This window comes from Methylocystis sp. WRRC1, assembly GCF_020733155.1.
In the GTDB taxonomy this organism is placed as follows: Bacteria; Pseudomonadota; Alphaproteobacteria; order Rhizobiales; family Beijerinckiaceae; genus Methylocystis.
In genome coordinates, this window is sequence record NZ_JAJFZJ010000001.1 from 2,554,807 (window position 1) to 2,579,783 (window position 24,977).

Below are 24,977 nucleotides of genomic sequence, written 5' to 3' on the forward strand. Positions count from 1 at the left end.
GCCTTAGATGTCGTCAGAATCGCCAAACATCGACGGTGCTCTGCCGATTAGTGGTTGGCTTGAACTACCATTTCTCACCCGAAGCGGTCATCCACCAAAGGCCGGGGACGGAATGGCGCTCGAGTTTCGAGCCTATCGTTTGGAGGCCGCAACCGATTTGAATTTCAAGATTACCCTGTCCGTGTCCAGGCTTGACGCGTCTTATATTTCCACCATATTAGAAATATGGAAAAGCAAGAAGCGATCGCCGCCCTCATCGCGCTCGGGCACGAGACGCGGCTCGATATTTTTAGGCTGCTCATGCAGGCCGGCCCCGAGGGAATTCCTGCAGGGAAAATCGGCGAGCAGCTTGGGCTCCCGCCTGCAACGCTGTCCTTTCATCTCAGCCAGCTCAAACACGCAGACCTCGTGACGTTCCGACGCGAAAGCCGATCGCTGATTTATACGGCGGCCTATCCGGTCATGAACGCACTGCTCGCTTACATGACAGAGAATTGCTGCCAGGGCGCAATCGCTTCATGCGAAGCCGCTGCTCCTCCAACTTGCCAGCCAAAGGGAAGCCATGAAACGCCTGCACCTGCACGTTTCCGTTGATGACCTTGCGGGGTCCGTTCGCTTTTACAGCGCGCTTTTCGGGTCTGAGCCGACCGTCGCCAAACCCGACTACGCAAAATGGATGCTCGATGATCCGCGCGTTAATTTCGCGATTTCGGCGCGGGGCGGAAAGGCGGGCGTCGATCACCTCGGAATTCAGGTCGAGACGCCCGAAGAGTTGAGAGAAGTTTATAGCCGGCTGCAACAGGCTGAACGGCCTGTGCTTGAAGAAGGCGCGACCACCTGCTGCTACGCCAACTCCGAGAAAGCGTGGACCTCGGACCCGCAAGGGCTTTTGTGGGAGGCGTTCCTGACGACCGGCGAAAGCACGGTTTACGGCGACGATGAAAAGCTGGTGGGATTCCGCACGAGTCGCGAGAAGGTGGAGGCCTCCCCCTGCTGCAGCTCCAAACCTGCGCCTGTCGTTGAAGCCGTTTGTTGTTCTGGAACAGGAGCCAACAAATGAACGAGCACGTTTACAATGTCTTCCTTCTCTGCGCCGGCGGCAATACCGCGCGATCGTTCCGCTAAACGAAGACACGCATTCCTTGCTCCTGGCGACGCCGATTCACCGCCTCGATAAGGCGGCGCTGAGCAACCGCCATCGAGAAATCGACGATGCGGAAGTCGTAATCCACGGCCATAAAACAGAGGCCTAGTCGTGACGATCACCATTTACCACAATCCGGCTTGCGGCACCTCGCGGAACACGCTGGCGATGATTCGACAAAGCGGCGAGGAGCCGGTCGTCGTCGAATATCTGAAAGACACACCCACCCGCGAACGGCTCGTCGAGCTGATCAAGGCCATGGGCATTACCGCACGCGAGCTGCTGCGGCAGAAGGGCACGCCTTATGATGCGCTCGGCCTTGCCGATCCCAACTGGACGGAAGACGAGCTGATTGGCTTCATGCTCGAACATCCGATCCTCATCAACCGGCCTATTGTCGTAACGCCGAAAGGCGTGCGGCTGTGCCGCCCTTCCGAGGCCGTGCTCGATATTCTGCCCAACCCGGACATTGGCGACTTCACCAAGGAAGATGGCGAAGTTGTCACCCGCAAGGCGCTCAACCCCAATCCTGAAAGGACTCCTATGGCCACCATTCACGTTTTCGATCCCGCCCTTTGTTGCAGCAGCGGCGTCTGCGGCGTCGATGCCGATCAGGCGCTTGTCAGCTTTGCGGCGGATGTCGATTGGGCGAAAACGAACGGCGCGCATATCGAGCGCTTCAACCTTGCGCAGCAACCCATGGCCTTTGCCGACAACGCCACGGTGAAAGGCTTTCTCGAGCGCTCCGGTCAGGAGGCGCTGCCGCTGATCCTCGTCAATGGCGACATTGCGCTAGCCGGGCGCTATCCGAACCGCGCCGAGCTGGCGCGCTGGGCGGGCGTCAAGGAAGCGACTGAGGCGCAACAGGACTCATGCTGCGGCGGCAAGACCTCCTGCTGCTGAAGGAACGCCATGAAATTCCTCGAAGGCGCGCCCCGCTTCCTCTTCTTCACCGGCAAGGGCGGCGTCGGCAAAACGTCGATTGCCTGCGCCACTGCGATCCAGCTCGCGGAAGCAGGAAACAAGGTGCTGCTGGTCAGCACCGATCCGGCCTCGAATGTCGGGCAGGTTTTCGGGGTCTCTATCGGAAACAACATCACACCGATTAGTGACGTTCCCCGGCTGTTTGCGCTTGAAATCGACCCGGAAGCGGCGGCGCAAGCCTATCGCGACCGTATCGTCGGCCCGGTGCGCGGCAAGTTGCCGGACCCCGTGGTCAAGAGCATCGAGGAACAGCTTTCCGGAGCCTGCACGACGGAAATCGCCTCCTTCGATGAATTTACCGCCCTGCTGACTGATGCGGAAATCACTACGGCTTACGATCATATCGTTTTCGACACCGCGCCGACCGGCCACACCATCCGCCTGCTGCAGCTGCCCGTCGCATGGTCAGGATTCCTTGAAGCTGGGAAAGGCGACGCGTCATGCCTCGGGCCGCTGGCAGGGCTCGAAAAACAACGCGCACAATACAACGCCGCCGTGCAGGCGCTCGCGGACGGGCAACGCACCCGCCTCGTCCTCGTCGCCCGCCCCCAGAATTCGGCGCTGCGCGAAGCGGCGCGCACACATGGCGAGCTGGCGGCAATCGGTCTCACTCACCAATTCCTGATCGTCAATGGGCTGCTGCCCGAGGAGGAAGCGGCGCTCGATCCGCTCGCCAAGGCGATCTACGGACGCGAGCAAGCGGCCTTGGCCGCGATGCCGGACGAACTGCGCGCCTTGCCCCGCGATGATTTGCCTTTGAAGCCGTTCAACCTCGTCGGCCTCGATGCCCTGCGCCAGCTCCTTGTGGAAACCGCGGCCCAGCCGGACGTGGCGAGTGGGGAGCCGGTTGATCTGCGCGCGCCAAGCCTCTCCGATCTCGTAGATGGCATCGCCGCTGACGGCCATGGGCTGGTCATGCTGATGGGCAAGGGCGGCGTCGGCAAGACGACGCTGGCGGCGGCCGTCGCCGTCGAACTGGCGCGGCGCGGGCTGCCGGTTCACCTCACTACTTCCGACCCCGCCGCGCATCTCACTGAGACGCTGCATGGCTCCATGGCGCATCTGGCGGTAAGCCGTATCGACCCGCACGCCGAAACCGAACGCTACCGGCAGGAAGTGCTGCGGACGAAGGGCGGGAGCCTCGATTCCCAAGGGCGCGCTTTGCTCGAAGAGGATTTACGCTCGCCCTGCACCGAGGAAATTGCGGTCTTTCAGGCCTTCTCGCGCATCATCCGCGAGGCTGGCGAAAAATTCGTGGTCATGGACACGGCGCCGACCGGCCACACCCTGCTGCTGCTGGACGCGACCGGAGCCTATCACCGCGAGGTCGCGCGCATGCTCGACGCCAAAGGCGCGCATTACACCACCCCGATGATGCAGCTTCAGGACGAGAAGCGCACCAAGGTCCTTCTCGTCACTTTGGCGGAAACCACACCCGTCCTCGAAGCCGTCAACCTGCAAGCCGATCTGCGGCGCGCCGGTATCGAACCTTGGGCATGGGTCATCAATAACAGCGTGGCGGCGGCGCGGCCGCGTTCGCCCCTCTTGCGCAAGCGCGCTCAAAACGAGCTGGGCGAAGTGAAGAAGGTGGCGACGGTCCACGCCCGCCGCTACGCCGCAGTGCCGTTGCTTGAAGAAGAGCCAGTCGGCGTCGAGCGCCTTCTCAAACTGGCCGCAACCGTCAGAGAACCGGCCTAAGCCTGCTTTAGAGGAAGAGTATCGGCCATGAGTGAAGCCTCAACTCTCCCGCGCCCGCCATGGGCGTATTCGAGCGTTACCTGACGCTCTGGGTCGCGCTCTGCATCGTCGCCGGGGTGGTCTTCGTCTGGTCAAACCTCGTGGAGGGCGAGCCGCATTTCACGCTGTCGCAGGTCGCCCTCAATGACAGCATCATGGTGATCGCCTTCGCGCCGATTGTCGCTTTGCTATTTCGCCTCTCGTCCATCAGTGTGTCATGGAACACGCTGCTGCTGTCAATTGTGCTCTACATCGTCGAGCCGGTCATCATCGCGCACCTCTGGCGGCGGGCGCTGCTAGCGCAAGGCGGGCAAGACGCCCTGCAGAAGACTCTCACGCGGCTCGGCCAGCTGTCGCTTTCGGCCCTGCTGTTGACCCTCGTCATCCTCTTCAGCCTGCGGGGCGAACAGATCATGCGCCAGCCGCTCGTCATCGGCCGGCTGGCCGTGCCGATCCTGATTCAGGTCTATTTCATTTCGGGGCCAGCCTATCTGCTCAACCGCGCCCTTGGCGTCGAGTGGCGCGTCGCCGGGCCTCCGGCGCTGATCGGCGCGCAACTTCTTCGAGCTGGCTGTCGCGACGGCAATCGCGCTATTCGGCTTCCAGTCGGGCGCGGCCCTGGCGACGGTCGTCGCGTGCTCGTCGAGACGCCCGGTCATGCTCTCCGTCGTCCATATCGTCCGCCGCTCGCGTGGATGGTATGAACACAAAGCGGCTTAACCCCTAGCTCAGACGAGGCAATTGAAATGTCGAAAAACCCGCTTCGCCATCACACGCCTGACGACGACCCGGAAGCCGGCACGCCTGGCACTGGGGAAGATGTCTGCCCGGAATGCCAGGGGACCGGCAAACAGGTCGACAAAAAGACGGGCCAGCCCACGGCGGAGCCCTGCGAACGCTGCGACGGAACCGGGCGGATCGTCGAGGGGATTGGCTAGATCCCATGGGTGAAATGGAAGAGGCGAAAGCCAAGGCCGCCGCCGCCTATAACGCTGCGGCGGACTATTTCGACCATCCTGTCAGCTCCTTCTGGCACCGCTTCGGACGGCGGACGGTGGAGCGCCTAGACCTGCGCGAGGGTGAAACCGTTCTCGACGTATGCTGCGGGAGCGGCGGGTCGGCTTTGCCCGCTGCCGAATTCGTCGGTCCGAAAGGAAAAGTTGTTGCGGTCGATCTCGCTGAGCGGCTTGTCGCCTTGGGGGCGGCGAAGGCGCGCGAGAAGGGGCTCGGCAATATCGAATTCAGTACGGGCGATATGCTGGCGCTCGACTACCCCGACGCCAGCTTCGATGTGGCGGTCTGCGTCTTCGGGATTTTCTTCGTTCCCGACATGGCGGCGGCCACCAAGGAGCTGTGGCGCATGTTACGCCCCGGCGGGCGGCTGGCAATCACAACATGGGGGCCGGACCTCTTCGAGCCCGCCAATAGCGCCTTTTGGGAAGCCATTCGCACGGAACGCCCCGACCTTATGAAGGGCTTCAACCCTTGGGAGCGGATTTCGACGCCTGCGGGGCTGCGCGAGATGCTCGGCGAGGCTGGAATCGAGAAGACCGAAGTTGTCGCGGAAGCCGGAAGCCACCCGCTCAATTCTCCCCTGGATTGGTGGCTGATCGCCATGGGCAGCGGCTATCGTGGCACCCTCGCCCAACTCGACGCTGCGACCCTGGCTCGGGTTCGCAAGAGGAATCTCGCGCTCTTGGATGGATGCGAGAAGATCACGACGAACGTTCTCTATAGCGTGACCGTCAAGTAGGATCCCATGAGTTGCGTTACGGAATCTGCATGAAGGTCGGGAAATAGCGCATCGCGGCCCGACTGATCGTGCTCTTTTCCGAACTTGTAACCACGCGGTAACCACGCGGCTCCGCTCACGCCTCCTCTCATTCGCCCAATGGTCACGCTCGCGTCTCCCGGTTGCACGAGAGTGCGCGACCGTTCACGTCCGTCTACCGGAAATTGCAGGAGAAAATGGTACCGCCACCCCGGCTCGAACGGGGGACCCCCAGATCCACAATCTGGTGCTCTAACCAACTGAGCTATGGCGGCCCAACGCGGCGGAACCTAAAAGCAAGCGACGACGATTGCAAGCCTGTCCGGGCGCTGAAATTCACATGGCGCCCGCCCGCGCGCGAGAGGGCCCGCCCCTTTGCTCCCGCTGCCCGGCGGCGCGCCGGAACACTGAGGCGCGAAAGGCTATTTCTCCGGGCGCGATGGGGCGAGGGCGCGCTCACCGAGCCTCACCAGCGCCGCGCGCAGCCCCTCCTCCTCGATGCCCTGCGTCGCCGCCTGGGCGCGGGCGTGGGCGCCGGGATCGGTCGGCGGCGGCGCCCTGCGGAGGCTGCGACCCTGCGGCTCGCGCTGAAGCGTCTGCTGGCGCAGAACGATCCGTGAGACGCAGCGCCAGCCCAGATGCGCGTTGACGCGATCGACGATCGCCGGCGCCAGATGCTGGATTTCGAGGCCGAAGCCCGGCTCCACGCGCAGCACGAGGGTCGCCGGCTCCTGCGGCTTGTCGGGCGCAGGCTTCTTGGCGCGGGGCGGCCATTGCAGGCGCTCGGGCGCGCAAATGTCTGCGATGCGCGGACCGACGATCTCGCGCCAGCGCATGAGGAGCGACGATTCGCCGAAGCCCTGTCTGGCGACGAGCGGGTCGATCTGGCGCAGGACATAGTCCGCCAGCGGCCGCGCCCACGCGCCCTTGCGCGGCGAAACGCCCATGCGCCTCTCTCCCTTGCCTGACCGGGGCCGCGCCCCTAATGACCGCGGGATGATAAAGACCTCCCGCCCCGGGCGAAAGCCCGCCGCCGCGCTGCTCGCCTGGTACGACGCGCATCGGCGCAAACTGCCCTGGCGCGCGCGGCCGGGGGAGGCGGTCGACCCCTACGCCGTCTGGCTATCCGAGATCATGCTGCAGCAGACGACGGTCGCGACGGTCAAGGGCTACTTCCTGAAATTTCTCGCGCGCTGGCCGAGCGTCGAGGCGCTCGCCGAGGCCCCGCTGGAGGAGACGCTCGCGGAATGGGCGGGACTAGGATATTACGCCCGCGCCCGCAATCTCCACGCCTGCGCGGGAGTGGTCGCGCGCGAGTTCGGCGGCCGCTTTCCGGCGAGCGAGGAGGCGCTGCTGGGCTTGCCCGGAATCGGGCCCTATACGGCGGCGGCGATCGCGGCGATCGCCTTCAACCAACCTTGCGTCGCCGTCGACGGCAATGTCGAGCGCGTCATCGCGCGGCTTCATGCGATCGACACGCCGCCGCGCCGCGCGAAGCCGCTCATCCGCGAGACGACGCAGGCGATGCTGCCGCCCTCGCGCGCGGGCGATTTCGCGCAGGCGCTGATGGATCTCGGCGCAACTGTCTGCACGCCGCGCGCGCCGGATTGCCCGGCCTGTCCGCTCGCCGGTTTCTGCGCGTCCCGTCGCGACGGGACGCAGGACCGCTACCCCGTAAAGGAGGCGAGGGCAGAGAAGCCGAAGCGGCGCGGCGCGATTTTCATCCTTCGGCGCGGCGACGAGGTGCTGCTGCGCCGGCGCCCGCCGAAGGGGCTACTGGGCGGCATGAATGAATTTCCCTCGACGCCGCTGACGCAGGACGTCGCGCCGAAAGAGCTGCGCGACCACGCGCCCTGCGCAGCGCCTTGGCGCGCTCTCGAGGAGCCCGTGTCGCATGTCTTCACGCATTTTTCGCTTTCCGCGACGGTTTTTGTCGCCAAAACGGCCGCGGCCGCGCCGCCGGCGCATAATTGCCGCTGGGCGGCGTGCGACAATCTCGATAAAGAGGGATTGCCGACGCTGATGCGAAAGGCGGCCATTCGCGCAGGTCTCGTCGAAGGTTGAAGCGTCTTCCGCCGGGCAGGCGGAGAAAATGCGTGATCAGTTTCAGCAGGAGGCGATCATGGCCCGTCGCGCGAGCGCATTCGAGGTCGAGGTCACGGAAGGCGCCATTCGCGTGCGCCACGGGGGACGCACGCTCACTATTCCCGCCGCCCCGCCTGACGCCGAATCGGACGAGGACGCCGATTTCATCGTGCGGCTCGACGACATAGAGCATTGGGACGCGCCCGACGACGAGACGCCGATCGACATCGTCGAATTGCAGAAGATTCTCGACGCCGTCGAGAAGCAGCTCGAGAAGCACGGGCTGAGCGTCGATTTCGACTGAGGAGCGTTCAGGAAAAGCGCGAGCGATTTTCTGTCCGAACGCGCGATATTTCAAACGCGACAGCCTTCATGCCGCCCACCCCAGCGAGCGCTCCACCGCCTTCTCCCATGATGCGACGAGGCGCGCGCGCTGCTGTTGCGTCATTGTCGGCGCGAAGCGGCGCTCCGCGCTCCAATGCGCGGCGATATCGTCGACGCTCCTGAAAACGCCCACCGCAAGGCCGGCGGCGTAAGCGGCGCCAAGCGACGTTGTTTCCAGATGGCGCGGCCGCACGACGGGCGCGTCGAGAATGTCGGCCTGAAATTGCATGAGCAGATCATTGGCGGCCATGCCGCCGTCGACTTTGAGCTCGGATATCGCAACGCCCGAATCCGCAACCATCACGGCGAACACTTCGCGGGTCTGGAAGGCCGCGGCCTCCAGAGCGGCGCGGGCGATATGGCCCTTGTTGGAGAAGCGCGTGAGCCCCGCGATGATTCCGCGCGCGTCCTCGCGCCAGCGCGGCGCATAGAGCCCGGAGAAGGCCGGCACGAAATAGACGTCGCCATTGTCCTCGACGCTTTTGGCCAAAGCTTCGACCTCGGCGCTGCTGTCGATGATGCCGAGATTGTCGCGCAGCCATTGCACCAGCGCCCCGGCGATGGCGATGGAGCCTTCGAGCGCATAGGCCGGTTTTTCATTTCCCAGTTTATAGGCGAGCGTGGTGACCAGCCCTTTTGTCGAGACATGAGGCGTCTCGCCGGTGTTCATCAGCAGGAAGCAGCCGGTCCCGTATGTATTCTTCGCCTCGCCAGGCCCGAGGCAGGCCTGACCCAGAAGCGCGGCGTGCTGGTCGCCGAGAGCGCCGGCGAGTGGAACCCCCGAGAGCGCGCCGACGCAGTCGCCGTAGATTTCACTGGACGACCGGATGTCCGGCAGGCAGGCGCGCGGAATATCGAAGAGGCGCAGCAGCTCTTCGTCCCATTGCAGCTTGCGCAGGTCCATGAGTTGCGTGCGCGAGGCGTTGGTGGCGTCGGTCGCATGGCGGCCGCCGGTCAGGTTCCAGATCGTCCAGCAGTCCATCGTGCCGAAGAGCGCCTCGCCCCGCGCCGCTTTCTCGCGCGCGCCGGGGACCGTGTCGAGGAGCCAGCTCAGCTTGAGCGCAGAGAAATAGGTCGCAAGCGGCAGGCCGGTTTTCGCGCGCACGAGGTCGGCGACGCCTTGCGCAATGAAACGCTCGACGAGCGGCTGCGTGCGCGTGTCCATCCACACGAGGGCATTGTGCAGCGGCGCACCCGAGGCGCGGTCCCACAACAGGCTTGTTTCACGCTGGTTCGTGACGCCGACGGCGGCGAGATCGCGTGGCCCGAGCCCCGCCTTCGCCAAAGCGCCCTCGATCACCGCCTGCGTGTTGCGCCAGATTTCCGCGGCGTCATGCTCCACCCAGCCGGGACGGGGACAGATCTGCGCATGTTCGCGCTGGTCGAAGGCGCGGACGTCGCCGCTCTCGTCGACGATGACGAAACGGGTGCTCGTCGTTCCCTGGTCGATTGCGCCGATGAATCGGGACATGTCGTGTCTCCTGGAGAAGGCCCAATTCCGGCCATGCGATGAACAGGCGTTTCAGTATCCATTCAGCCCGGGGGCTTTAGCCTGATTCTCATTGAACAACAGGTCTGTAAAAGGAGAATGAGCGATGAAATCCGACACCGTCAAAGCAGCGCTCGCCACGCTCGTCGTCATTGGCTTCTCCGGCGTCGAGGCTGCGCCTGCGCTGGCGTTACCCGGCGTGGACCGAGGCTTGGCGGCAAAGCAATCAGAGGCGTCCGGCGTCGAAAAGACGCGCTGGGTGTGCGGGCCCTACCGCTGCTGGCGGCGCCCAAATCATTTTTACTATGGCGGCGGGCCGGCGAATTACGGCTGGGGCGGTTACGGCTATGGCTGGCGCCCGCGCCCCTATTGGTGGTGACTATGGTGATTGCCGCGGCGCTAGGCGCGTTGCGGCTTTTTTGATCGGGGAGATTGCAAGTCCCTGACATCGACCAAACTTACAAAAAGTAGGCACGCCCCTTGCGATGACAGCATGGGCGGCCGGTCCATTGTCGGGAAGCCGACAATGCCGGTTGCGAAAATGGGGGAAAAGTTGTAACCTACTGATGTAAAAGGTAGTTTGCAACCTTTCCAAACTAGGCGAAGGTGATGATCGTCTGTTCCTGCAACGTCCTGTCCGACCGCGACGTCCGAGATTCCCTTGGCGGGAGGGGCGACCGCCCGACCGTCGGGGCTGTCTTCCGGCACATGGGTTGCGAGGCAAAATGCGGGCGTTGCGTGCGCAGCATCGTCGCCATCGTCGACCAGCATGCCGCATCGAGACTGGACGAATGCGCGGGAAGCGGCGATTGTGACAGCTGCCGCGCCGACGATCTCGCGGCGTAAGGTCGGCACACGGTCATGGAAAGGATTTGCACATGCGCGGTGACGCAAAGGTCATCGAATATCTCAATCGCGGGTTGCGCGCCGAGCTGACGGCGGTCAACCAGTATTGGCTGCATTATCGCATTTTCGACAATTGGGGCTTTCTCGAACTCGCCAAGAAATGGCGCGAGGAGTCCATCGAGGAGATGCGCCATGCGGACCACTTCGCAAAACGCATCCTGTTCCTCGAAGGTTTCCCCAATATGCAGGTGCTCGATCCGCTGCGCATCGGCCAGACGGTCGAGGAGATCATCAAATGCGATCTCGCGACGGAGCTGGACGCCCGCGCCATGTATATCGAGGCCGCGGCCTACTGCCTCTCGATCAACGACCGCGTGTCGGAGGAGCTGTTCAAGGACATCATCAAGAGCGAGGAGGGCCACATCGACTTCCTCGAGACGCAGCTCGAGCTGATCAAGCAGCTCGGCGTGCAGCTTTATTCGCAGAAGCACGTCGGCGGGCTGGACTCCTGACGGATCGTTCCGCGGCCTGAAGCGTCAGGCGGCGGGATCTCTTTCATTCACGAGAGCAGGGCGGGCGACCGGCGTCGTTCGCCTTTCGTCTTTTAAGACGCCATTGCGCACGGCCGCCGCGACAAGAAGGGACAGCAACAGTCCCGCGCCCGCCATCGCGGCCATGGCGAGATAGCCCTGCACGCCGAAAGCGGCGTTCAACGGCCCCGAAAAATAGAGAGAGGCGCTCAGCGTCACGCCATTGGCGGCCGCGAGCCAGCCATGCACCCGCGCCGTGTAGGCCTTGCCGCCCAGCTCCGCGATCAGATAGGCGGGCCCGAGCGTCAGCGCCGCGCCCGAGAATGGCTGCATCAGCAGCGCCGCGATGATCCCGGCCGGGCCAGGGTCGCTCGCGAGCAGCGCCCAGCGCAGCACTGCGCCGGCGGCCCCCGCCGCCATCAGCGGCGCCGCGTGCCTCTCGCCGCCGAACCAGCGGGTCGCCGAAAGAAAGAACGCCACTTCGGAGAAGGCGGCGGCGCTCCAGGCGGTAGAGATGAAAGTCGCGTCGAACCCTTTCGCCGCCCATTGCAGCGAACCGAAGACGGTGATGAAACCGTGACTGCCGTGGACCAGCGCGGCGCAGGCGATGATCAGGGCGAGGAGCCCGGGACGACGCAGCGGCGTCGGGTCGTCGATGGGCCGGGCGGGCTCTCGCGGCCGGCCAGCCTCGAAGCCCCGCAGCAGGAAAAAGCTCGTGACGAGCGAAAAGACCGAGATCGCCGCCATGATCAGGATCAGCGCGTCGTCGGGCATGGCGCGTGCGACGGGCCCGGCCCCGAGCATGAAGACCAGCACGGCGCCAGCCGCCCATGCGCGCACCCGCGCGAGCCGCAGGGCCGGCAAACCCGCCTCGCGTCGCCGCCGCGCTTCGTCGAGCACGAGGCCGTCATTGAGCGGTCCGATCGGCCCCTGCACGAAGCACAAAGCCGTGTGGCCGGCGAAAAGGGCGAGGAAGCCATAGGCGAAATCCATGGCGATGAAGATCAGCGCGACGCCAAGGAGATGCAGAAGGATCAGCCGCCCATAATCGCCGCGGCGATCGCCGAAATGGGTTCCCGCGAGATTGGACACGATGCGCGCGGCCGGCGCGGCGGCGAGCAGCGTCGCGATTTCCCCGCCGCCGAGACCGCGCGCCCCGAACCAGATCGGAAAAAATGCGACCTGCACCCCGCCGATCGCCGAAATAGCGGCGGCGAGCATCGACAGCCGCCGCTCGGCGTCATCCTTGACCTTGGCCATGAAGCCTATTCCATCACGGCGGCCTTAAGAATGCACACCATCATGGCCTGCGCGGGCGTCGCGCCGAGATTTCTGATCACATGGGGCCGGTCGCAGCGGTAGCGCAGCGTCTCGCCCGCCTTCACGGTTTCCTTAACGCCTGCGACCTCGACCTCGAGTTCGCCCTCGCGCACGGAGAGGCTCTCGACCGAGCCGCGCTGATGGGCGTCCGACTCGAGCACGCCGCCGGGATCGGCAGAGAATTCGTAGCATTGCAGCCATTCGACCGTCTTGATCCAGCCGATGATGGCGAGCCGGCACTTTCCGTCGTCCGACAGCAGGATCGGCGTGTCGGCCTTTGTGACCTTTTCCAGAAAGGGCTCGTCCTCGGTCGTCTGCAACACGCGCTCGATCGAGACGTCGAGCGCCTGCGCCAGGCGCCAGATGGTCGCGAGCGTCGGATTGGTCTCGTTGCGCTCGATCTGGCTGATGATCGATTTGGCGACCCCCGACTGCTGCGAGAGCTCTGAAAGCGAGAGATTATAGGCCTTGCGCAGCCGCTGAACGGTCGCGCCGAGCTGGCCGGAAAGCGCCAGAGCTCCGGCCTCGAGGATTTTCTGCTTGTCGCGACCTTCGACGCCCATGGCCTTCGGCGCCCTTGCGGCGCCCGCTCCTTCGATTCGAAACCGGACGGCACATTAGCCGATTTCGTTCGAAATATCGAACGCAACTGCGGGCGGCGATCCGGCCCCGCTGTCATCGGACTGTGACGTGAATCTGGTGAATGTCCTTAAGCGGCGAAGGCGGGAGGCGATGACGCTCATGCCCGAAACGAACTCAACGGAATTCATGACAGACGATATGACGGATACTGCCGCCAGGCGCTATCGCACGATTTTCCTTTCCGACCTGCATCTGGGAGCGCGCGGCGCGCAGGCCCACCTTCTCCTAGATTTCCTCAAGCACAATGACGCCGATCAGATCTATCTCGTCGGCGACATCGTGGACGGCTGGAAACTGAAGAACGGCTGGTACTGGCCGCAGGCGCACAATGACGTGGTGCAGAAGCTGCTGCGCAAGGCGCGCAAAGGCGTTCGCGTGATCTACGTGCCCGGCAATCACGACGAATTCGCCCGCGACTATGCGGGTTTGACTTTCGGCGGCGTCGAGGTGATCGAGGAAGCGGTCCACGAAACCGCCGACGGGAAGAAAATGCTCGTCATCCATGGCGACCAGTTCGACATCGTCGTGCGCAACGCCCGCTGGCTCGCCTTCCTCGGCGACTGGGCCTATGACCTCGCCATCGTCGCCAACACCTGGCTCAACCGCGCGCGCCGCCTGTTCGGCGTCGGCTACTGGTCGCTCTCCGCCTGGGCCAAGATGAAAGTGAAGAACGCGGTCAATTTCATCGGCGACTTCGAGAAGACATTGGCCGCCGAGGCCGGGCGCCGCGGGGTTGACGGCGTGATCTGCGGCCATATCCACCATGCGACGATCAAGACGATCGAGGGCGTGCTTTATCTCAACACCGGCGATTTCGTGGAAAGCTGCACGGCGATCGTCGAACATGACGACGGCGGCTTCGAAATCATTCATTGGCGGACCACGGCCGCGGAGCGCGAGGCTGCGATCGCGGCGAGGAGAGTGAAGGCGTTGCCGCCGCCTCGGGCGGCGGCGGCCTGATGCGCATTCTCGTCGCGACGGACGCCTGGCGCCCGCAGGTCAATGGCGTCGTGCGCTCGCTGGAGTCGCTGTCGCAATCGGCGCGGGCGCTCGGCGCGGAGATCGACTTTCTGACGCCGCGCGACTTCATGTCCTTTCCGATGCCCAGCTATCCGGAGATTTCGCTGGCGCTGGCGACGCCCCGCGCCGTGCGGCGACGGCTGGCGAGCGGTTACGATCATGTGCATATCGCCACGGAAGGGCCGATCGGGCTCGCGACGCGCGCCGTCTGCCTGCGCGACGGAAGGTGCTTCACGACGAGCTTCCACACGCGCTTCCCCGAATACATCCACGCCCGTTCCGGACTTCCGGTCGGCCTGTCCTACGCCGCCTTGCGCCGCTTCCACAACGCCGGCGCGGGGGTGATGGTGTCCACGCCGAGCCTCGCCCGCGAACTCGACGGACGGGGCTTCCGCCGCCTGCTGCGCTGGTCGCGCGGCGTGGACCATGGTGTGTTCTCCCCCCGCGCGGCGACGGCCCTCGATTTTCCCCGGCCGATCTTCCTCTACGCCGGCCGCCTTGCGGTGGAGAAAAACATCGAGGCGTTTCTCGCGCTCGATCTGCCCGGAACGAAGCTCGTCGCCGGCGACGGCCCGGCCCGGGCTTCGCTCGAAGCGCGCTTCCCCGACGGGCATTTTCTGGGCCTGAAGAACAGCCGCGAACTCGCGGCGCTTTACGCGTCATCCGACGTCTTCGTCTTCCCCAGCCGCACCGATACTTTTGGCATGGTGCTGCTCGAGGCGATGGCCTGCGGCCTGCCGGTGGCCGCCTATCCCGTGATGGGGCCGCTCGACGTCGTCGGCGCGAGCGGCGCCGGCGCGCTGGACGAGGATTTGCGCGCGGCGGCGCTCGCGGCGCTCGACATTCCACGCGCCGCTGCGCGCGCCCATGCGCTGAGCTTCACCTGGGAGAATTGCGCGCGTCAGTTTCTCGACAATATCGCCTATGCGCGCGGCGCCGCCTCGCTCGGGGGAGTCGGCGTCGAGGCACTGCGCAATTCAGGCGAAGAGCGACATCCGGTCGACAATCGGCAGCCGATCCAGCCATAACAGCGCCTCGAGACGCGGATCGACCGGCGCCGGTTCTGGCGCCGCCTCGGGCTCCGGCCTCGCATCCATCGCCATGATCGGCTCCGGCGCCAAAGCGAGCGGCTCCGGCTGCGCCGCGGGCGCGGCGATCGGGGCGACGGCGATTTCAGGCGCAGCGCTCCCGGGCTCTTGTGCCGCCGCGCGTTTCCGCGCCGCGCCGCCAGCCCCATTGAACTCCCGCGCCAGCGCGTCGATCTTGCCGCAGACGAAATCCTCGACGCCGCGTTCGCGAAGCGACCAGGAGAGTTCGCTCAGGCGTTCGGCGATGCTGAACGCCTCCGCCGGCGCCAGCGCGTTCTGCGCCTCGAGCCGCGCCTCCAGCCGTTCGATCGCCGCCAGCATGCGCGCGCTCTCGGCGTCGCGCACGCGTCGCGCATATTCGGCCAGAAACCAGCGGCCGCGCGCCGTCTCCATGACGGCGGCCTCGATTTCTTCATAGTCCTCCGGCTGGAGGCCGGACGGCGGAGCCGCTATGGTCATCAGGGAAAGCCGACCTGCTGTTCTGGGCGCGAATCAACGTCTTCGCAGCATCGCCGGGCTGACGTTTTATGCAAGCGCCCTGCGCGCCGAGGATTGAATGAGCCTTACCAGCGAGGAGATCGAACGCTACGCCCGACATCTGGTGCTGCGCGAGGTCGGCGGTCCCGGCCAGCAGAAACTGAAGCGCGCCCGCGCGCTCGTCGTCGGCGCCGGCGGGTTGGGGGCGCCGCTGCTGCAATATCTCGCCGCCGCCGGGGTGGGGACCATCGGGATCGTCGACGACGACGTCGTCTCTCTCTCCAATCTGCAGCGGCAGGTGATTCATGCGACCGACGCCGTCGGGCGGCCCAAGGTCGAGAGCGCGCAGGAGGCCATCGCGCGCCTCAATCCGCATGTCGCGGTCGAGAAACATGCGCTGCGGCTGAACGACGACAACGCCCGCGGGCTCATTGCGCAATATGACATCGTCGCCGACGGCTCCGACAATTTCGCCACGCGATATCTGGTCTCGGACGCCTGCTTTCATGAAAAAAAGCCGCTGGTGACGGCGGCGGTAGGCGGCTTCGACGCCTCGCTCACCACGCTGCGGCCATTCGAGACGGCGCCCGACGGTCGGCCGAACCCGACCTATCGCTGCCTCTTCCCCGAGCCGCCGCCGCCGGGAACCGTCCCGAGCTGCGAGGAGGCGGGAATTCTCGGCGCGCTGACCGGGGTCGTCGGGGCCATGATGGCGCTCGAAGTTGTGCGCGAGATCGTCGGCTTCGGCGAGGGCCTCGTCGGCCGCCTCCTGCTGATCGACACGCGGGCCATGCGTTTCGAGACGCTGCGCTACGCCTACGACCCCGACAATCCGCTCTCGGGCGTCACTTCGCAGCGATGACGGCGATCTCGACTTTGTAGTCGGGCGTGACGAGCTTCGCCTCGACCGTCGCGCGGGCCGGCGGGTTCTGCTTGTCGACCCAGACGTCCCAGACGCTGTTCATCTCGGCAAAGGTCGAGATGTCGGAGAGATAGATGGTCGCCGAGAGGATTTTCGCCTTCTCGCTGCCGGCTTCGGCCAGCAACTCGTCGATCAGCGCGAGAATTTCGCGGGTCTGATCGGCGACGGAGCCGCCCTTGGTCTTTTCCGCCACCTGGCCCGCCGTATAGACCGCGTTGCCGCGCACAACCGCCTTGCTCATGCGCGGACCCGCGCCGATTCGCCTGATATCGCTCATATCGCCTCCTGTTTCGGGCGCGGGTTTAGGCGATGCGCCCGCCGCCGGCAAGGGCGGGAGCCGGGGAGTCGCGGCCGGCGGCGGAAAGGCAGGACGAAAAATGCCGGCGCCCGTGTAGCGCGACAAAACAAATGGCAGTTCGCGACAAATCATTTGGCATAGCCCCTCAGCCTTGGCCGTCTATGCCCTGAAGCCGCGCCCTGACTGCCTCTGGCAATCGGTCTTCGCAGGCCTTGCGGGCCTCCGCGCCGGTGAGGGAGACGCCGGTCCCGCTGTTGGCGGGCGCGCCATCCGGCCCGATCTGCACGAACCACGCCCATCGCCCGTCCTGCGGGCCTCCCTTCAGCCGGTAAAGCCGGGCGAGGGAGAGGCCGCCGTCCGAGAGGCTCCAGTCGTCCTCCATAACGTCGATTGAGCCGTCGAGCCGCTTGAATGCCGTTCTGCGCCACTTCATGCCGCCTCCGATTCGCCCCCGAGGATGAAGTTTTAGGGCGGCTGGAAGGGGCTTTGAAAGGCCGTTCAATCGGGGCTGGGGCTACGCCATCCCCAGCGCGGAGAGGTAGAGGTCCAGAATTTCCGCCTCCTCGTCGCGCTTGGCCCGGTCCTGCCGCCGCAGGGAGACAATCTTTCGCATCACCTTTGGGTCATAACCCGCGCCCTTGGCCTCGCCGTAGACGTCCCTGATGTCGTCGCCGAGCGCCCGCTTCTCTTCTTCGAGCTTTTCGACCCGCTCGATCAGCGCCTTCAGATGGCCGCTGTCCACTTCGCTCATTGGCTCAACCCTCCCTCACGAGAAAAACCCAGACCACCGTCAGCATCACGACGCCGCAGGCGACGCCGGCGGCGCTCGCGACAGCCAGCGCGCAGGCCAGTTCGGCGGGCCCCACGCCGGCGAGATGCTCGAAGAGGGCGCTCACGGCGCCAGCTCCCAGTCCTCAGCGAGGATGTCGTCGTCGTGCCGGTCCCACCGCCAATCCGAACCTTCCCGGTAGTAGCGTTCCCGAAACGCGCCGCCGCAGGGATAGGCCCCGGCCAGAAAGATTTCGGTCCTGCCCTCCCAGCTCCGCCGCCGCACCGCCTTGCCTTCCTTCAGCAGCGCCAGAGCCCGCCCGAAGCCGAAGGGGCCGCTTGCCGCAGCGGCGGCCAGCTCAGCGCGCGCCTCCGCTACCGCCTTTGCGAGCTTCTCCTCATGCTTCCGGAGAGCGTTCCTCATCCCTTCTTCCCCTTCTGATCGTCGCCCGCCTTCACGGTCACGGTGGTCATGAAGCCGCCGCGGGCGTCCCATGTCTTTTCGACCGTCTCTGCCTTCCAGCTCCCGTCGAGCGGCTTGCCGAAGCCCGAGACCGTCACCTGCGCCTCGGCGTGGGCGCGGGGCAGGCCGGGGCAGTCGAAATGCCCGCCGGCCGTGTCATTGCCCATCTCATAGGCCTGCGACTCGGCGGCCGCCTTGGCCTCGTCCTCGCTGCGGAACGGATGCGGCAGCATGTGCAGCGGGCCGTCGCGGCCGGTCTTGTGGGTCTTGGCCTTGCGCTTGCCGGCCTTCTCGTCGTGCCAGTGGGCCTCCACCTCGCCGACCTCGGGCCGGGGCTCGATCTCCGCCTCATAGGCGAAGCACTCCGCGCGGCGGATCGTGATCGGCGTCAGCTCCTTGCCGGAGGCGCTCTTGCCCGAGCCGCGCTTGACGGCGATGAGCTTGCCGCCCGCGGGCTTGCAGATCGCCCCCACATGCTCGGACAGCTCGGTGAGGCAGTCGATGTGCGACTGCCGCCAGCGCAGCCAGTAGGGGATTTTGACCTTTGCCACGTCCTGGTCGACCTGCGCCTTCAGCCCGACCTTCTTGGCGATGTCCTCGACGATGTCGCCATAGGTCTTGTCGTCATAGTGCTTCGAGGCGTGCGCCTTCAGCTTGTCGACATAGTCGGCGGCGCGCAGCTGAATCGTGATCGTGTCGCCCGACTCGGCGTCGCCGGCGCAGACGATCTTCTGGACCGTGAAACGGCCCTGCTCGACCGGGCCTTCGTCCTCCCAGCCGCCGAGGATCGTGAATTCGTCGCCGCGCCCCGGCAGGCCGAACCGGCCGGGCGGCCCCACCATCACGATCTCGGCCGTGTCGCTCTCGCCGCCCGCCTGTTCGGTCACGCGCGCCGAGATCCACAGGCCGGCGAGGCCGGGCAGGATATTCTTGCCGGAGCCGTTGACGATTTGCAGGACAGGGCGGCGGCGCATGTCAGGCGGTGATGTGCTTCACCGCCCACATCACCGCTTCTTCGATCTTCGTCCGGGCGATCGAAAGCTCGCGGCTCTGGCCCAGCGCCTCGATCTGCCCGAGGAAGGCTGCGCCCATGTCCTTCACGGCCAGCATATCGGCCTTCTCCTTGTCGGAGAGCACGCGATACTGATGGCGCACGGCGCTGTTGACGGTGCGGGCGTCGGAAACGGAATCGACCTGAGACATTTGCTTCACTCCCACGGGTTGACGGTCGGGACCGCCGGCGGCGCGGGCGGCGCGGGGATTTCAACCTCGCGCGGCGCCTGCAGATAGGGGCCGCCGTCGGCGAGCCCCGGATTGGCGTTCAAAAGGGCTTCGAAAGCCCCGTCGCCGGCCTTGCCCATCGTCTCGGCGGCCAGAATGTCGAGCCGCAGCGGCTCGGTGATCATGCGCTTCAAAACACGCCTCCCGCCGTCTCGCCCACATAGAGCAGCTCGACCGTGAACTCCCATCGCCAGCCCATGCCGTCGGGGGCGATGCGCTGCTCCTCCTTGGAGACCGTCTCGACCGCGACGAGGCCCTGATAGCCGCCGACGAGGCCGCTCATGCGGATGAAGGGGACGGGCCGGCGCTCGCGGCAGGCGCGCTGCAGGGCGCGGTAATTGTCGAGCCCGCCCATCACATGCGGCCGGCAGGCGAGATGCAGCGTCTCGCGGTGCTCGCCGCCGCCGACCGGCTGGTAATAGGGCTCGCTGTCGAAGACCATGTGCCGCGCCCAATTGGCCTCCATGGTCTCCGCGAAGCCCATCGGGCTTATCCCGATGACCTCGCAGGTCGCTGCTCCGATGAGGGCGAGGGGCTGCGACATGGGTCAGGCCAGATCATGCAACGCGGCGTCGCGCGACGAGCGGATGCGGCGGGCCTCCAGCGCGGCGAGCTGGCGATACATGGAGCGGGCGTCGCGCACGCCGTGGAAATGCGCCTGCGCGATCTGCACGCCGCCGCGCCCGCCGGCGCGGGCCTGCTTGCCCGGCGTCGTCGCGGCCGGAGCCGCCGGAGCGCCCCCGCCCGTCGAGCCGCCGGCGCCCCGCCCGCCGGTGAGCGAGGGGCCGACGCGGATGGCCGCGCCCGGCGCGCCGAAACTCGAAAGAGCCGCCCGCACCGCCGCCCCGGTCGCCTGCGCCTTGGCGACGAGCGCGTCCATCGCGGCCGAGGCCGGGCCGATGTTCACGCCGGGCGTCACTGTCGTCGAGAGCTTCTGCAGGGCGTCATAGAGGCTGTTCGCCTTGGCCACGCCGTCGGCGACGGCCGTGTCGATCTGCTTCACGTCGATATGCGGCGACGCGCCCTCGATCTGCTGGAACATGGGCTTCGGCGCGGGAGCCCGGTTGAGCCGCAGCCGCGTCTCATAGGCCGAAACCGACTCGCCCACGGGCGTCGCCATGGCCCGCGTCGCGGCCGAGCGCTGCGTGGCCTCGCGCCAGCGGTTGGCGGCGGCCGCCCATTTGTCGGAGACGCTGTCGAGCCACGGCAGCACGATCGGCTTGGCCGCCTGCGCCGCAATGTCGAGCAGCGCCTGCTTCAGCCTGTTGAGCTTCGCCTCGGTGGTGCCGAGGTCGATGTCCATGGCCTTCTGGATCGAGCCGTCGAAGCCGCCCTTGGCCAGCGCGTCGCGCAGGCGGATGAGTTCGGGCAGCGCCTCCTTCATGCGCAGGATTTCGTCGAACCATTCGCCGCCGCCGATGTCGTTGGCGATCTTGACCGGGTTTTTGGCCTTGCCGAGCCGGTCCAGCAGATCGACCATGGTTTGCAGCGCATTGGCCTGCATGCCCTGCTCGACGCCTTCGGCGGAGAGCCCAAGCTCCTTGAAGGCCGCCTGCGCGTCCTTGGAGAGCGTGGAGGCGCGGCGCAGCTTCGAGGAAAACTGGCCGAAGAAGCGCGCCGCCACCTCGTCCTGCATGCCGACGCCGCGCAGCGCGGTCATCGCCACCATGGCGTCGTCATAGGTGACGCCCGCGGCCTTTGCGCCCGCCGAGGCGCGCTGCCACATCACCCCGATGTCCTTTTCGGCCGCCGCCGAAATGTCGCCCAGAAAATTCACCTTGTCGGCGAAGGTCTCCAGCTCGCGATTGTTCCATCGCGTCTGGCCCTTCACCTCGGTCAGCATCTGCGCGGCTTCCTTCGCGCCGATGTCCCATGCGGTGGCGACCTTCGCGCCGAGCATGGCGAAGCCTTCGAGGTCCTTGGTCGCGACGTTTCCCTGCCCGCCCTGGGCGAAGATCGCCGCCGCCTGCTCATAGCTCATGCCGATCGAGGTCGAGACCTTGGCGACCTTGCGGTCGAGGTCTTCCCAGCTCTGGCCGGCGTCGAGGTTCACCTTCTTCTGGATTTCCGCGAAGGCCTTGTTGCGCGAGATGGCCTCGCGCGTCGCCAGCGCCGCCGCGCCGAGCCCCGTCGCCGCCGTCGCGCCGATGGCCGCCCCGGCGATCACCGCGCCGCCCGCGCCGATGAGATAGCCCTCGGGGGAGAGGCGCGATGCCGCTTCGGCGAGCCCCTCCTTCATCGCCCGGCGCCGCCGCGCCGTCGCGCCGCCGGCGGCCCCGGCCGCGACAGCCGCGCCCGCGCCGAGGCCCTCGCCGCCGCCGGCGAAGCGACCGCGCGCGTCGCGCAGCCTGCGGTCGGCCGCCGTCGTCGATTTCGCCAGCCGGTCCACGGCGGCCCGCGTGCGGTCGATGTCGCGCGCCTCCGCGCCGATGCGGTTGAGCGCCCCGGCCGTGCGCGCGGCGGCGGAGGCGCTCTTGTCCAGCGCCCCGCCGAGCTTTGCGGAGGCCGTCCACGCCCTGGTCAGCGAACCGGAGAAGCGGCCGGAGGCGGAGCCCGAGAGCTTTGCGCTCGCCTTGCCGAAATCATTGAGGGCGCGCGCCGCGCCCTTGAGCTGATCCTGCCCTTGCGTGAGGAATTTGAGCCTTACCGCGACGTCGAGATCAGCCATTGCCGCCACCTGTCAGAGATTGGACGAGCGCGTCGAGCGCCCTGATCTGCGCCCCCGCGCCCTCCTCGGCCTCGATCTCCTGCCCCTCGAACACGCCGAGGATCACCTCGCCCAGCGGCAGGCGCAGCACGCGCGACCACGGCTCGTGCAGAAATCGGCAGGCCAGCAGGCCGACTCGGCGCAGCTCGCCCGGCTCTATGTGGAGGCGCTGTCCTCCCCGGCGCGGGGCAAGAAAGGGAGGCAGGCGTCCGTCAGCCTGTCGGCGTCGCCGGCCTCCATGCCGCGGATCACCGCCGCCGGCAGGCCGGTCATGGCGGCGAAGAAGTCCATGTTGGTCACGGCGCGCCCCGCGGCCTGCGCCCGCTCCGACAGGCGCAGCGCCTCGCCGAAGGAGAGGCGGCGGATCGTCACCATGCGGACCTCGCGCCCGTCGAGACGGAAGGGGAAGGCGAGGTCGACCGTCGCGCTCATGGCGGCGGGGTCGAGGAAGTCGAGCGCGGCCGCCTCCTCCGGGGCGTCGGCGCGGGCGGGCGCGCCGGGCGCCTCGCCCTCCGTTCCCTCGGGCGGGAGCGGGAAGGCCGAAAAATCGGCTTTCGGGGCGCCTTCAAGAGAGTTTGAACGCGGGCTCAAAGCGCCGTCCCTCCGCTGATCGCGAGGTTCGTGGCCATCTCGGCGAAGAGGGCGACGCCGCCGACGATCGTCGCGCCGGGGCCGGCGAACTGGTCGAAGCGATGCGTCACCGCGCCGCCCGTCACGTCCTCGTAGCGCACGATGGTCGAAAACTCATATTCGGTGCCGCTCGCCTTCACGCCCTTGCGCGCGTCCGGCTTCACCGAATTGAGCAGCCCCTTGAGAAGGATGACGCGGCCGCGGTTCGTCCCGTCGCGGAAGCTGCGCAGGTTCTCGTAATAGGTCGCAGTCACATAGGCGCCGGGCTCGCGCCCGCAGAGCCCGCGCACGCGCGGGTCGTCGCTCTTGAGCTTGATGGTCGCCTTGAGCGGCTGCATCTCCTCCGGCCAGGCGACTGCCATGTTGTGGCCGCCGGGGACGAAGTCCTCGGTGTTGAAGGTCAGCTCGGGGAGCGTCACCTCGTCGAGCACGCGCCAGGCGTTGAGCGCGTCGAAATACCAGTTCCCGCCTCGGACGATGTAATCCATGGAGCCCTCCTCAGACGGTCAGCTGGCCGGTGACGTTGTATTGCGCCATCGCCGCCTGAATTTCGGTGGCGAGAATGTCGAAGCTCGCCTCGCGCCGGCCGGTGTAGATCTGCAGATCGACGAGCGCCGGGCTCTCCTCCCAATAGGCGGAGAAAACGAGCCCGCCGACGCGCATGACGGCGTTCGAATTGAGGTCGCGGTCCCAGCGCACCTCGTAGCCCGGCAGGATCGCGGGCTCCGGAAGCGACGCCAGCTCGCCGAGGAAGTCGAGCACGCTCTGGCGCAGCACGACGGCGAGATGCGAGCCGATGTTCTTGCCGATGTATTTGACCAGCGTGCGCGGGATCACTTCGCGGATCGCCTTGCGCGTGCGCACGACATTGATCATGCGCCACAGCGGATCGTCGCTGCTGTTGAAGAAGCCCCAGAAGATTTTCCCTTGCGGCGAGTTCACGCTGCGCGAGGTGCGGTTCTTTTCGAGCTGCACGATGCTGTTGACGCCCCGCTGCAGCAGCCAGTTGGCCTCGCTGTCGGGGTCGGAGATATTGACGCTCACGGCGCGCGAGGGTCCGAGAATGCCCATGAGCGGCTGATTGCCCGGATTGTAATAGGGCCCGCCCATGGCCTTGTCGGTCTTCACCATCAGCGCCGCGACATAGGGCGACGCCGCACGCGTGATCGGCAAACCATTGAGCGAGACGCGCACGCCCTGGCCGACGGGGATGACGTTGAGAGTGTCCGCCCAGTCGGCCGCCCATTCGACGGCGACCGTCTTGTCGGCGGAGGGCGTGTCGGCGACCACGACCGGCGTGATGAGCCGCTCGCAGATGGCGTCGAAGGCGGTGACGATGGGGTTGGCGGCGTTCCCCGGCCGCAGAGACGAGAAGTTGGGGGCGATGAGGATGTCGGGAACCGAGCCCGTCTCGGCCTGCGCCTCGAGCAGCGCCCACGCGCCCGTCTTGGCGGTGGCGTCGCCGACCATCTTGGTCATCGACTGCACGACGGTGTCGTCGGCCAGAATGTCCGGCACGACCGCGACGATGGAGGCGACGACGCCGGAGGCGATGCAGGCGTCGATCGTCTGCTTCAGCGTGCCCGTGCCGGCCGCCGCGATCATGTCCGCATCGTCGGTAGTGAAATGGACCGGCGTGTCGACGGGGAACTTCGCGCGGTCGATGCCCGTGCCGGGCGTGAACACGCCGCCGATGGTCGACATGTCGGCGATGAGGAACGGGACCTTGTCGATCCTGTCGAGAAACGTCCTTACGCCGACGTTCGGGGTGGTCGCTGGCATTGAGCAAATCCTCGCTTGACGCGCCCTTGAGAGAGCTTCAAGCTACGTTTGCCCCCTGAAAACATTGCCCCCGAACGCATTCGGCCCGCTTGCCCGCGCCGCGCCGAAAAGTGCGAAGCGGTTTTCGGATGCAGCGGCGCGAAGAAAAAGCTGCGCGGCGCTTTTCGGATGAAGCGGCGCGAAGCTACTGCGCCGGCGTCACCGTGATCGGCGCGACGGCGGCGCGGGCGGCCTCGGCGGCCTGCGCCTGCTCATAGCTCACGACATAGGTCATCATGCCGTTGATCAGCCCCTGCGAGATCGCGCGCATCAGCTCCTCGCCGGTCGGCGGGCGCATGACGGCGGGCGTCGGCGTGCAGGGCTGCGGCGGGTCGCTGGCGAGCATCTCGTGGCAGTCGACCGCCGGGCTCGCCTCCACGCCGTTCGGGAAATAGGCGGCGGCATAGGCGGCGACGATGCGGCCCATGTCGGCGTCGGGCACATTGACCGTGATGGTCGTCGGCGGCTGCGCCCCGATCTGGCTCGTGAGCTGCAGCGAGCCGGCGAGCGCCGGCAGGGCGGCGAGGGCGAAGGCGAGGGCGAAGGCGAGAAGCCTAAAGAAGCGCATGG

The 24,977-nt window shown here is 66.3% G+C and carries 33 protein-coding genes, 1 tRNA gene and 3 pseudogenes; 16 read left to right on the plus strand and 21 right to left on the minus strand.

From position 1 onward, the window contains the following. Nucleotides 1-225: 225 nt before the first annotated feature. The 8 genes and pseudogenes from LG047_RS12315 to LG047_RS12350 all read left to right on the plus strand — a co-directional run bounded on the left by LG047_RS12315 (nucleotide 226) and on the right by LG047_RS12350 (nucleotide 5,618). A complete protein-coding gene (locus LG047_RS12315; protein WP_227967017.1) occupies nucleotides 226-594 on the plus strand; it encodes a helix-turn-helix transcriptional regulator in 369 nt (122 codons plus the stop codon). Continuing rightward, a complete protein-coding gene (locus LG047_RS12320) occupies nucleotides 563-1,060 on the plus strand; it encodes an ArsI/CadI family heavy metal resistance metalloenzyme (RefSeq protein ID WP_227967020.1) in 498 nt (165 codons plus the stop codon). Before LG047_RS12315 ends, LG047_RS12320 begins: the two co-directional genes overlap by 32 nt. Nucleotides 1,061-1,255: 195 nt before the next feature. Beyond that, nucleotides 1,256-1,657, plus strand: a pseudogene (gene arsC / locus LG047_RS12325) (arsenate reductase (glutaredoxin)); the annotation flags it as partial. A gap of 42 nt (nucleotides 1,658-1,699) precedes the next feature. Further along, nucleotides 1,700-2,047, plus strand: a pseudogene (arsD, locus tag LG047_RS12330) (arsenite efflux transporter metallochaperone ArsD); the annotation flags it as partial. Between the two features lie 9 nt (nucleotides 2,048-2,056). After that, the gene (gene arsA / locus LG047_RS12335) at nucleotides 2,057-3,826 is read left to right on the plus strand and encodes an arsenical pump-driving ATPase (RefSeq protein ID WP_227967022.1); all 1,770 of its coding nucleotides are present in this window, start codon (nucleotides 2,057-2,059) and stop codon (nucleotides 3,824-3,826) included. Nucleotides 3,827-3,942: 116 nt separating this feature from the next. Then, nucleotides 3,943-4,585 (plus strand): annotated as a pseudogene (locus LG047_RS12340) (arsenic resistance protein); the annotation flags it as partial. A 26-nt stretch (nucleotides 4,586-4,611) separates the two neighbouring features. Then, nucleotides 4,612-4,803 carry a hypothetical protein gene (locus LG047_RS12345; protein ID WP_227967025.1) on the plus strand — a complete coding sequence of 64 codons (192 nt, stop codon included), beginning with the start codon at nucleotides 4,612-4,614 and terminating at the stop codon, nucleotides 4,801-4,803. A gap of 5 nt (nucleotides 4,804-4,808) precedes the next feature. After that, a complete protein-coding gene (locus tag LG047_RS12350) occupies nucleotides 4,809-5,618 on the plus strand; it encodes a class I SAM-dependent methyltransferase (protein ID WP_227967031.1) in 810 nt (269 codons plus the stop codon). A 216-nt stretch (nucleotides 5,619-5,834) separates the two neighbouring features. Here LG047_RS12350 and LG047_RS12355 read toward each other — a convergent pair. Together LG047_RS12355 and LG047_RS12360 are read right to left on the minus strand one after the other, a co-directional pair. Next, a tRNA-His gene (locus tag LG047_RS12355) sits at nucleotides 5,835-5,911 on the minus strand. A gap of 147 nt (nucleotides 5,912-6,058) precedes the next feature. Further along, nucleotides 6,059-6,583, minus strand: coding sequence for a DUF721 domain-containing protein (locus LG047_RS12360; RefSeq protein WP_227967034.1), 525 nt, complete (start codon nucleotides 6,581-6,583; stop codon nucleotides 6,059-6,061). 49 nt (nucleotides 6,584-6,632) lie between these two features. Here LG047_RS12360 and mutY point away from each other — a divergent pair, with 49 nt between their 5' ends. Further along, nucleotides 6,633-7,700 (plus strand): A/G-specific adenine glycosylase, encoded by a 1,068-nt coding sequence (gene mutY / locus LG047_RS12365; RefSeq protein WP_227967036.1) that lies wholly within the window; start codon nucleotides 6,633-6,635, stop codon nucleotides 7,698-7,700. A 28-nt stretch (nucleotides 7,701-7,728) separates the two neighbouring features. Further along, the gene (locus LG047_RS12370; protein WP_227967039.1) at nucleotides 7,729-8,025 is read left to right on the plus strand and encodes an Imm74 family immunity protein; all 297 of its coding nucleotides are present in this window, start codon (nucleotides 7,729-7,731) and stop codon (nucleotides 8,023-8,025) included. Between the two features lie 66 nt (nucleotides 8,026-8,091). Here the strand turns inward: LG047_RS12370 and glpK are convergent, their stop codons facing one another. Beyond that, nucleotides 8,092-9,576, minus strand: a complete 1,485-nt coding sequence (gene glpK / locus LG047_RS12375) for a glycerol kinase GlpK (RefSeq protein ID WP_227967041.1) — start codon at nucleotides 9,574-9,576, stop codon at nucleotides 8,092-8,094. A 124-nt stretch (nucleotides 9,577-9,700) separates the two neighbouring features. Here glpK and LG047_RS12380 point away from each other — a divergent pair, with 124 nt between their 5' ends. The 3 genes from LG047_RS12380 to bfr all read left to right on the plus strand — a co-directional run bounded on the left by LG047_RS12380 (nucleotide 9,701) and on the right by bfr (nucleotide 10,952). Next, complete coding sequence (locus tag LG047_RS12380; protein WP_227967043.1) at nucleotides 9,701-9,973, plus strand: hypothetical protein; 273 nt, start codon at nucleotides 9,701-9,703, stop codon at nucleotides 9,971-9,973. A 230-nt stretch (nucleotides 9,974-10,203) separates the two neighbouring features. Continuing rightward, entirely contained in the window at nucleotides 10,204-10,440 is a 237-nt protein-coding gene (locus LG047_RS12385) for a bacterioferritin-associated ferredoxin (protein WP_036285183.1), read from the plus strand. A gap of 32 nt (nucleotides 10,441-10,472) precedes the next feature. Next, nucleotides 10,473-10,952: a bacterioferritin gene (bfr, locus tag LG047_RS12390; protein WP_036285185.1), complete on the plus strand. Its 480-nt coding sequence runs from the start codon at nucleotides 10,473-10,475 to the stop codon at nucleotides 10,950-10,952. 24 nt (nucleotides 10,953-10,976) lie between these two features. On the opposite strand, the gene LG047_RS12395 is transcribed toward bfr, so the two are convergent. Both LG047_RS12395 and LG047_RS12400 read right to left on the minus strand, forming a co-directional pair. Then, nucleotides 10,977-12,230 carry an MFS transporter gene (locus tag LG047_RS12395; protein WP_227967044.1) on the minus strand — a complete coding sequence of 418 codons (1,254 nt, stop codon included), beginning with the start codon at nucleotides 12,228-12,230 and terminating at the stop codon, nucleotides 10,977-10,979. Nucleotides 12,231-12,235: 5 nt separating this feature from the next. Further along, complete coding sequence (locus LG047_RS12400; protein WP_036285187.1) at nucleotides 12,236-12,853, minus strand: helix-turn-helix domain-containing protein; 618 nt, start codon at nucleotides 12,851-12,853, stop codon at nucleotides 12,236-12,238. Between the two features lie 217 nt (nucleotides 12,854-13,070). Here LG047_RS12400 and LG047_RS12405 point away from each other — a divergent pair, with 217 nt between their 5' ends. Further along, nucleotides 13,071-13,892: a UDP-2,3-diacylglucosamine diphosphatase gene (locus LG047_RS12405; RefSeq protein ID WP_227967046.1), complete on the plus strand. Its 822-nt coding sequence runs from the start codon at nucleotides 13,071-13,073 to the stop codon at nucleotides 13,890-13,892. Next, nucleotides 13,892-14,980 carry a glycosyltransferase family 1 protein gene (locus LG047_RS12410; RefSeq protein ID WP_305080331.1) on the plus strand — a complete coding sequence of 363 codons (1,089 nt, stop codon included), beginning with the start codon at nucleotides 13,892-13,894 and terminating at the stop codon, nucleotides 14,978-14,980. The genes LG047_RS12405 and LG047_RS12410 overlap by 1 nt, the downstream gene beginning before the upstream one ends. Here the strand turns inward: LG047_RS12410 and LG047_RS12415 are convergent. Next, the gene (locus LG047_RS12415) at nucleotides 14,930-15,499 is read right to left on the minus strand and encodes a hypothetical protein (RefSeq protein WP_227967047.1); all 570 of its coding nucleotides are present in this window, start codon (nucleotides 15,497-15,499) and stop codon (nucleotides 14,930-14,932) included. The genes LG047_RS12410 and LG047_RS12415 overlap by 51 nt on opposite strands. Before the next feature lie 97 nt (nucleotides 15,500-15,596). On the opposite strand from LG047_RS12415, the gene LG047_RS12420 reads away from it, so the two are divergent. Next, entirely contained in the window at nucleotides 15,597-16,379 is a 783-nt protein-coding gene (locus LG047_RS12420; protein ID WP_036285195.1) for a molybdopterin-synthase adenylyltransferase MoeB, read from the plus strand. On the opposite strand, the gene LG047_RS12425 is transcribed toward LG047_RS12420, so the two are convergent. The 15 genes from LG047_RS12425 to LG047_RS12495 all read right to left on the minus strand — a co-directional run bounded on the left by LG047_RS12425 (nucleotide 16,363) and on the right by LG047_RS12495 (nucleotide 24,975). Continuing rightward, nucleotides 16,363-16,716: a RidA family protein gene (locus LG047_RS12425; protein ID WP_036285196.1), complete on the minus strand. Its 354-nt coding sequence runs from the start codon at nucleotides 16,714-16,716 to the stop codon at nucleotides 16,363-16,365. The two genes, LG047_RS12420 and LG047_RS12425, sit on opposite strands and share 17 nt — an antisense overlap. 166 nt (nucleotides 16,717-16,882) lie before the next feature. Next, nucleotides 16,883-17,170 (minus strand): hypothetical protein, encoded by a 288-nt coding sequence (locus LG047_RS12430; protein ID WP_036285197.1) that lies wholly within the window; start codon nucleotides 17,168-17,170, stop codon nucleotides 16,883-16,885. 81 nt (nucleotides 17,171-17,251) lie between these two features. Then, nucleotides 17,252-17,488 (minus strand): DUF2312 domain-containing protein, encoded by a 237-nt coding sequence (locus LG047_RS12435; protein WP_036285199.1) that lies wholly within the window; start codon nucleotides 17,486-17,488, stop codon nucleotides 17,252-17,254. A gap of 4 nt (nucleotides 17,489-17,492) precedes the next feature. Continuing rightward, the gene (locus tag LG047_RS12440; protein ID WP_158497325.1) at nucleotides 17,493-17,633 is read right to left on the minus strand and encodes a hypothetical protein; all 141 of its coding nucleotides are present in this window, start codon (nucleotides 17,631-17,633) and stop codon (nucleotides 17,493-17,495) included. Then, entirely contained in the window at nucleotides 17,630-17,929 is a 300-nt protein-coding gene (locus tag LG047_RS12445) for a hypothetical protein (RefSeq protein ID WP_036285201.1), read from the minus strand. Before LG047_RS12445 ends, LG047_RS12440 begins: the two co-directional genes overlap by 4 nt. Beyond that, entirely contained in the window at nucleotides 17,926-18,942 is a 1,017-nt protein-coding gene (locus LG047_RS12450; protein WP_036285203.1) for a phage late control D family protein, read from the minus strand. The genes LG047_RS12445 and LG047_RS12450 overlap by 4 nt, the downstream gene beginning before the upstream one ends. A gap of 1 nt (nucleotide 18,943) precedes the next feature. After that, entirely contained in the window at nucleotides 18,944-19,171 is a 228-nt protein-coding gene (locus LG047_RS12455) for a hypothetical protein (protein WP_036285204.1), read from the minus strand. 5 nt (nucleotides 19,172-19,176) lie between these two features. Further along, entirely contained in the window at nucleotides 19,177-19,374 is a 198-nt protein-coding gene (locus LG047_RS12460) for a tail protein X (RefSeq protein ID WP_192815631.1), read from the minus strand. A gap of 5 nt (nucleotides 19,375-19,379) precedes the next feature. Then, entirely contained in the window at nucleotides 19,380-19,793 is a 414-nt protein-coding gene (locus tag LG047_RS12465) for a phage tail protein (protein WP_036285209.1), read from the minus strand. Nucleotides 19,794-19,796: 3 nt separating this feature from the next. Further along, a complete protein-coding gene (locus tag LG047_RS12470; protein ID WP_036285211.1) occupies nucleotides 19,797-21,917 on the minus strand; it encodes a phage tail tape measure protein in 2,121 nt (706 codons plus the stop codon). Further along, nucleotides 21,910-22,047, minus strand: coding sequence for a hypothetical protein (locus tag LG047_RS12475; protein WP_158497326.1), 138 nt, complete (start codon nucleotides 22,045-22,047; stop codon nucleotides 21,910-21,912). The genes LG047_RS12470 and LG047_RS12475 overlap by 8 nt, the downstream gene beginning before the upstream one ends. Before the next feature lie 65 nt (nucleotides 22,048-22,112). Continuing rightward, nucleotides 22,113-22,547, minus strand: coding sequence for a phage tail assembly protein (locus tag LG047_RS12480; protein WP_036285215.1), 435 nt, complete (start codon nucleotides 22,545-22,547; stop codon nucleotides 22,113-22,115). After that, the gene (locus LG047_RS12485) at nucleotides 22,544-23,074 is read right to left on the minus strand and encodes a phage major tail tube protein (RefSeq protein WP_036285217.1); all 531 of its coding nucleotides are present in this window, start codon (nucleotides 23,072-23,074) and stop codon (nucleotides 22,544-22,546) included. The genes LG047_RS12480 and LG047_RS12485 overlap by 4 nt, the downstream gene beginning before the upstream one ends. A 10-nt stretch (nucleotides 23,075-23,084) precedes the next feature. After that, entirely contained in the window at nucleotides 23,085-24,368 is a 1,284-nt protein-coding gene (locus LG047_RS12490) for a hypothetical protein (protein WP_036285220.1), read from the minus strand. 184 nt (nucleotides 24,369-24,552) lie between these two features. Further along, nucleotides 24,553-24,975: a hypothetical protein gene (locus LG047_RS12495; RefSeq protein WP_036285222.1), complete on the minus strand. Its 423-nt coding sequence runs from the start codon at nucleotides 24,973-24,975 to the stop codon at nucleotides 24,553-24,555. Nucleotides 24,976-24,977 lie beyond the last annotated feature (2 nt).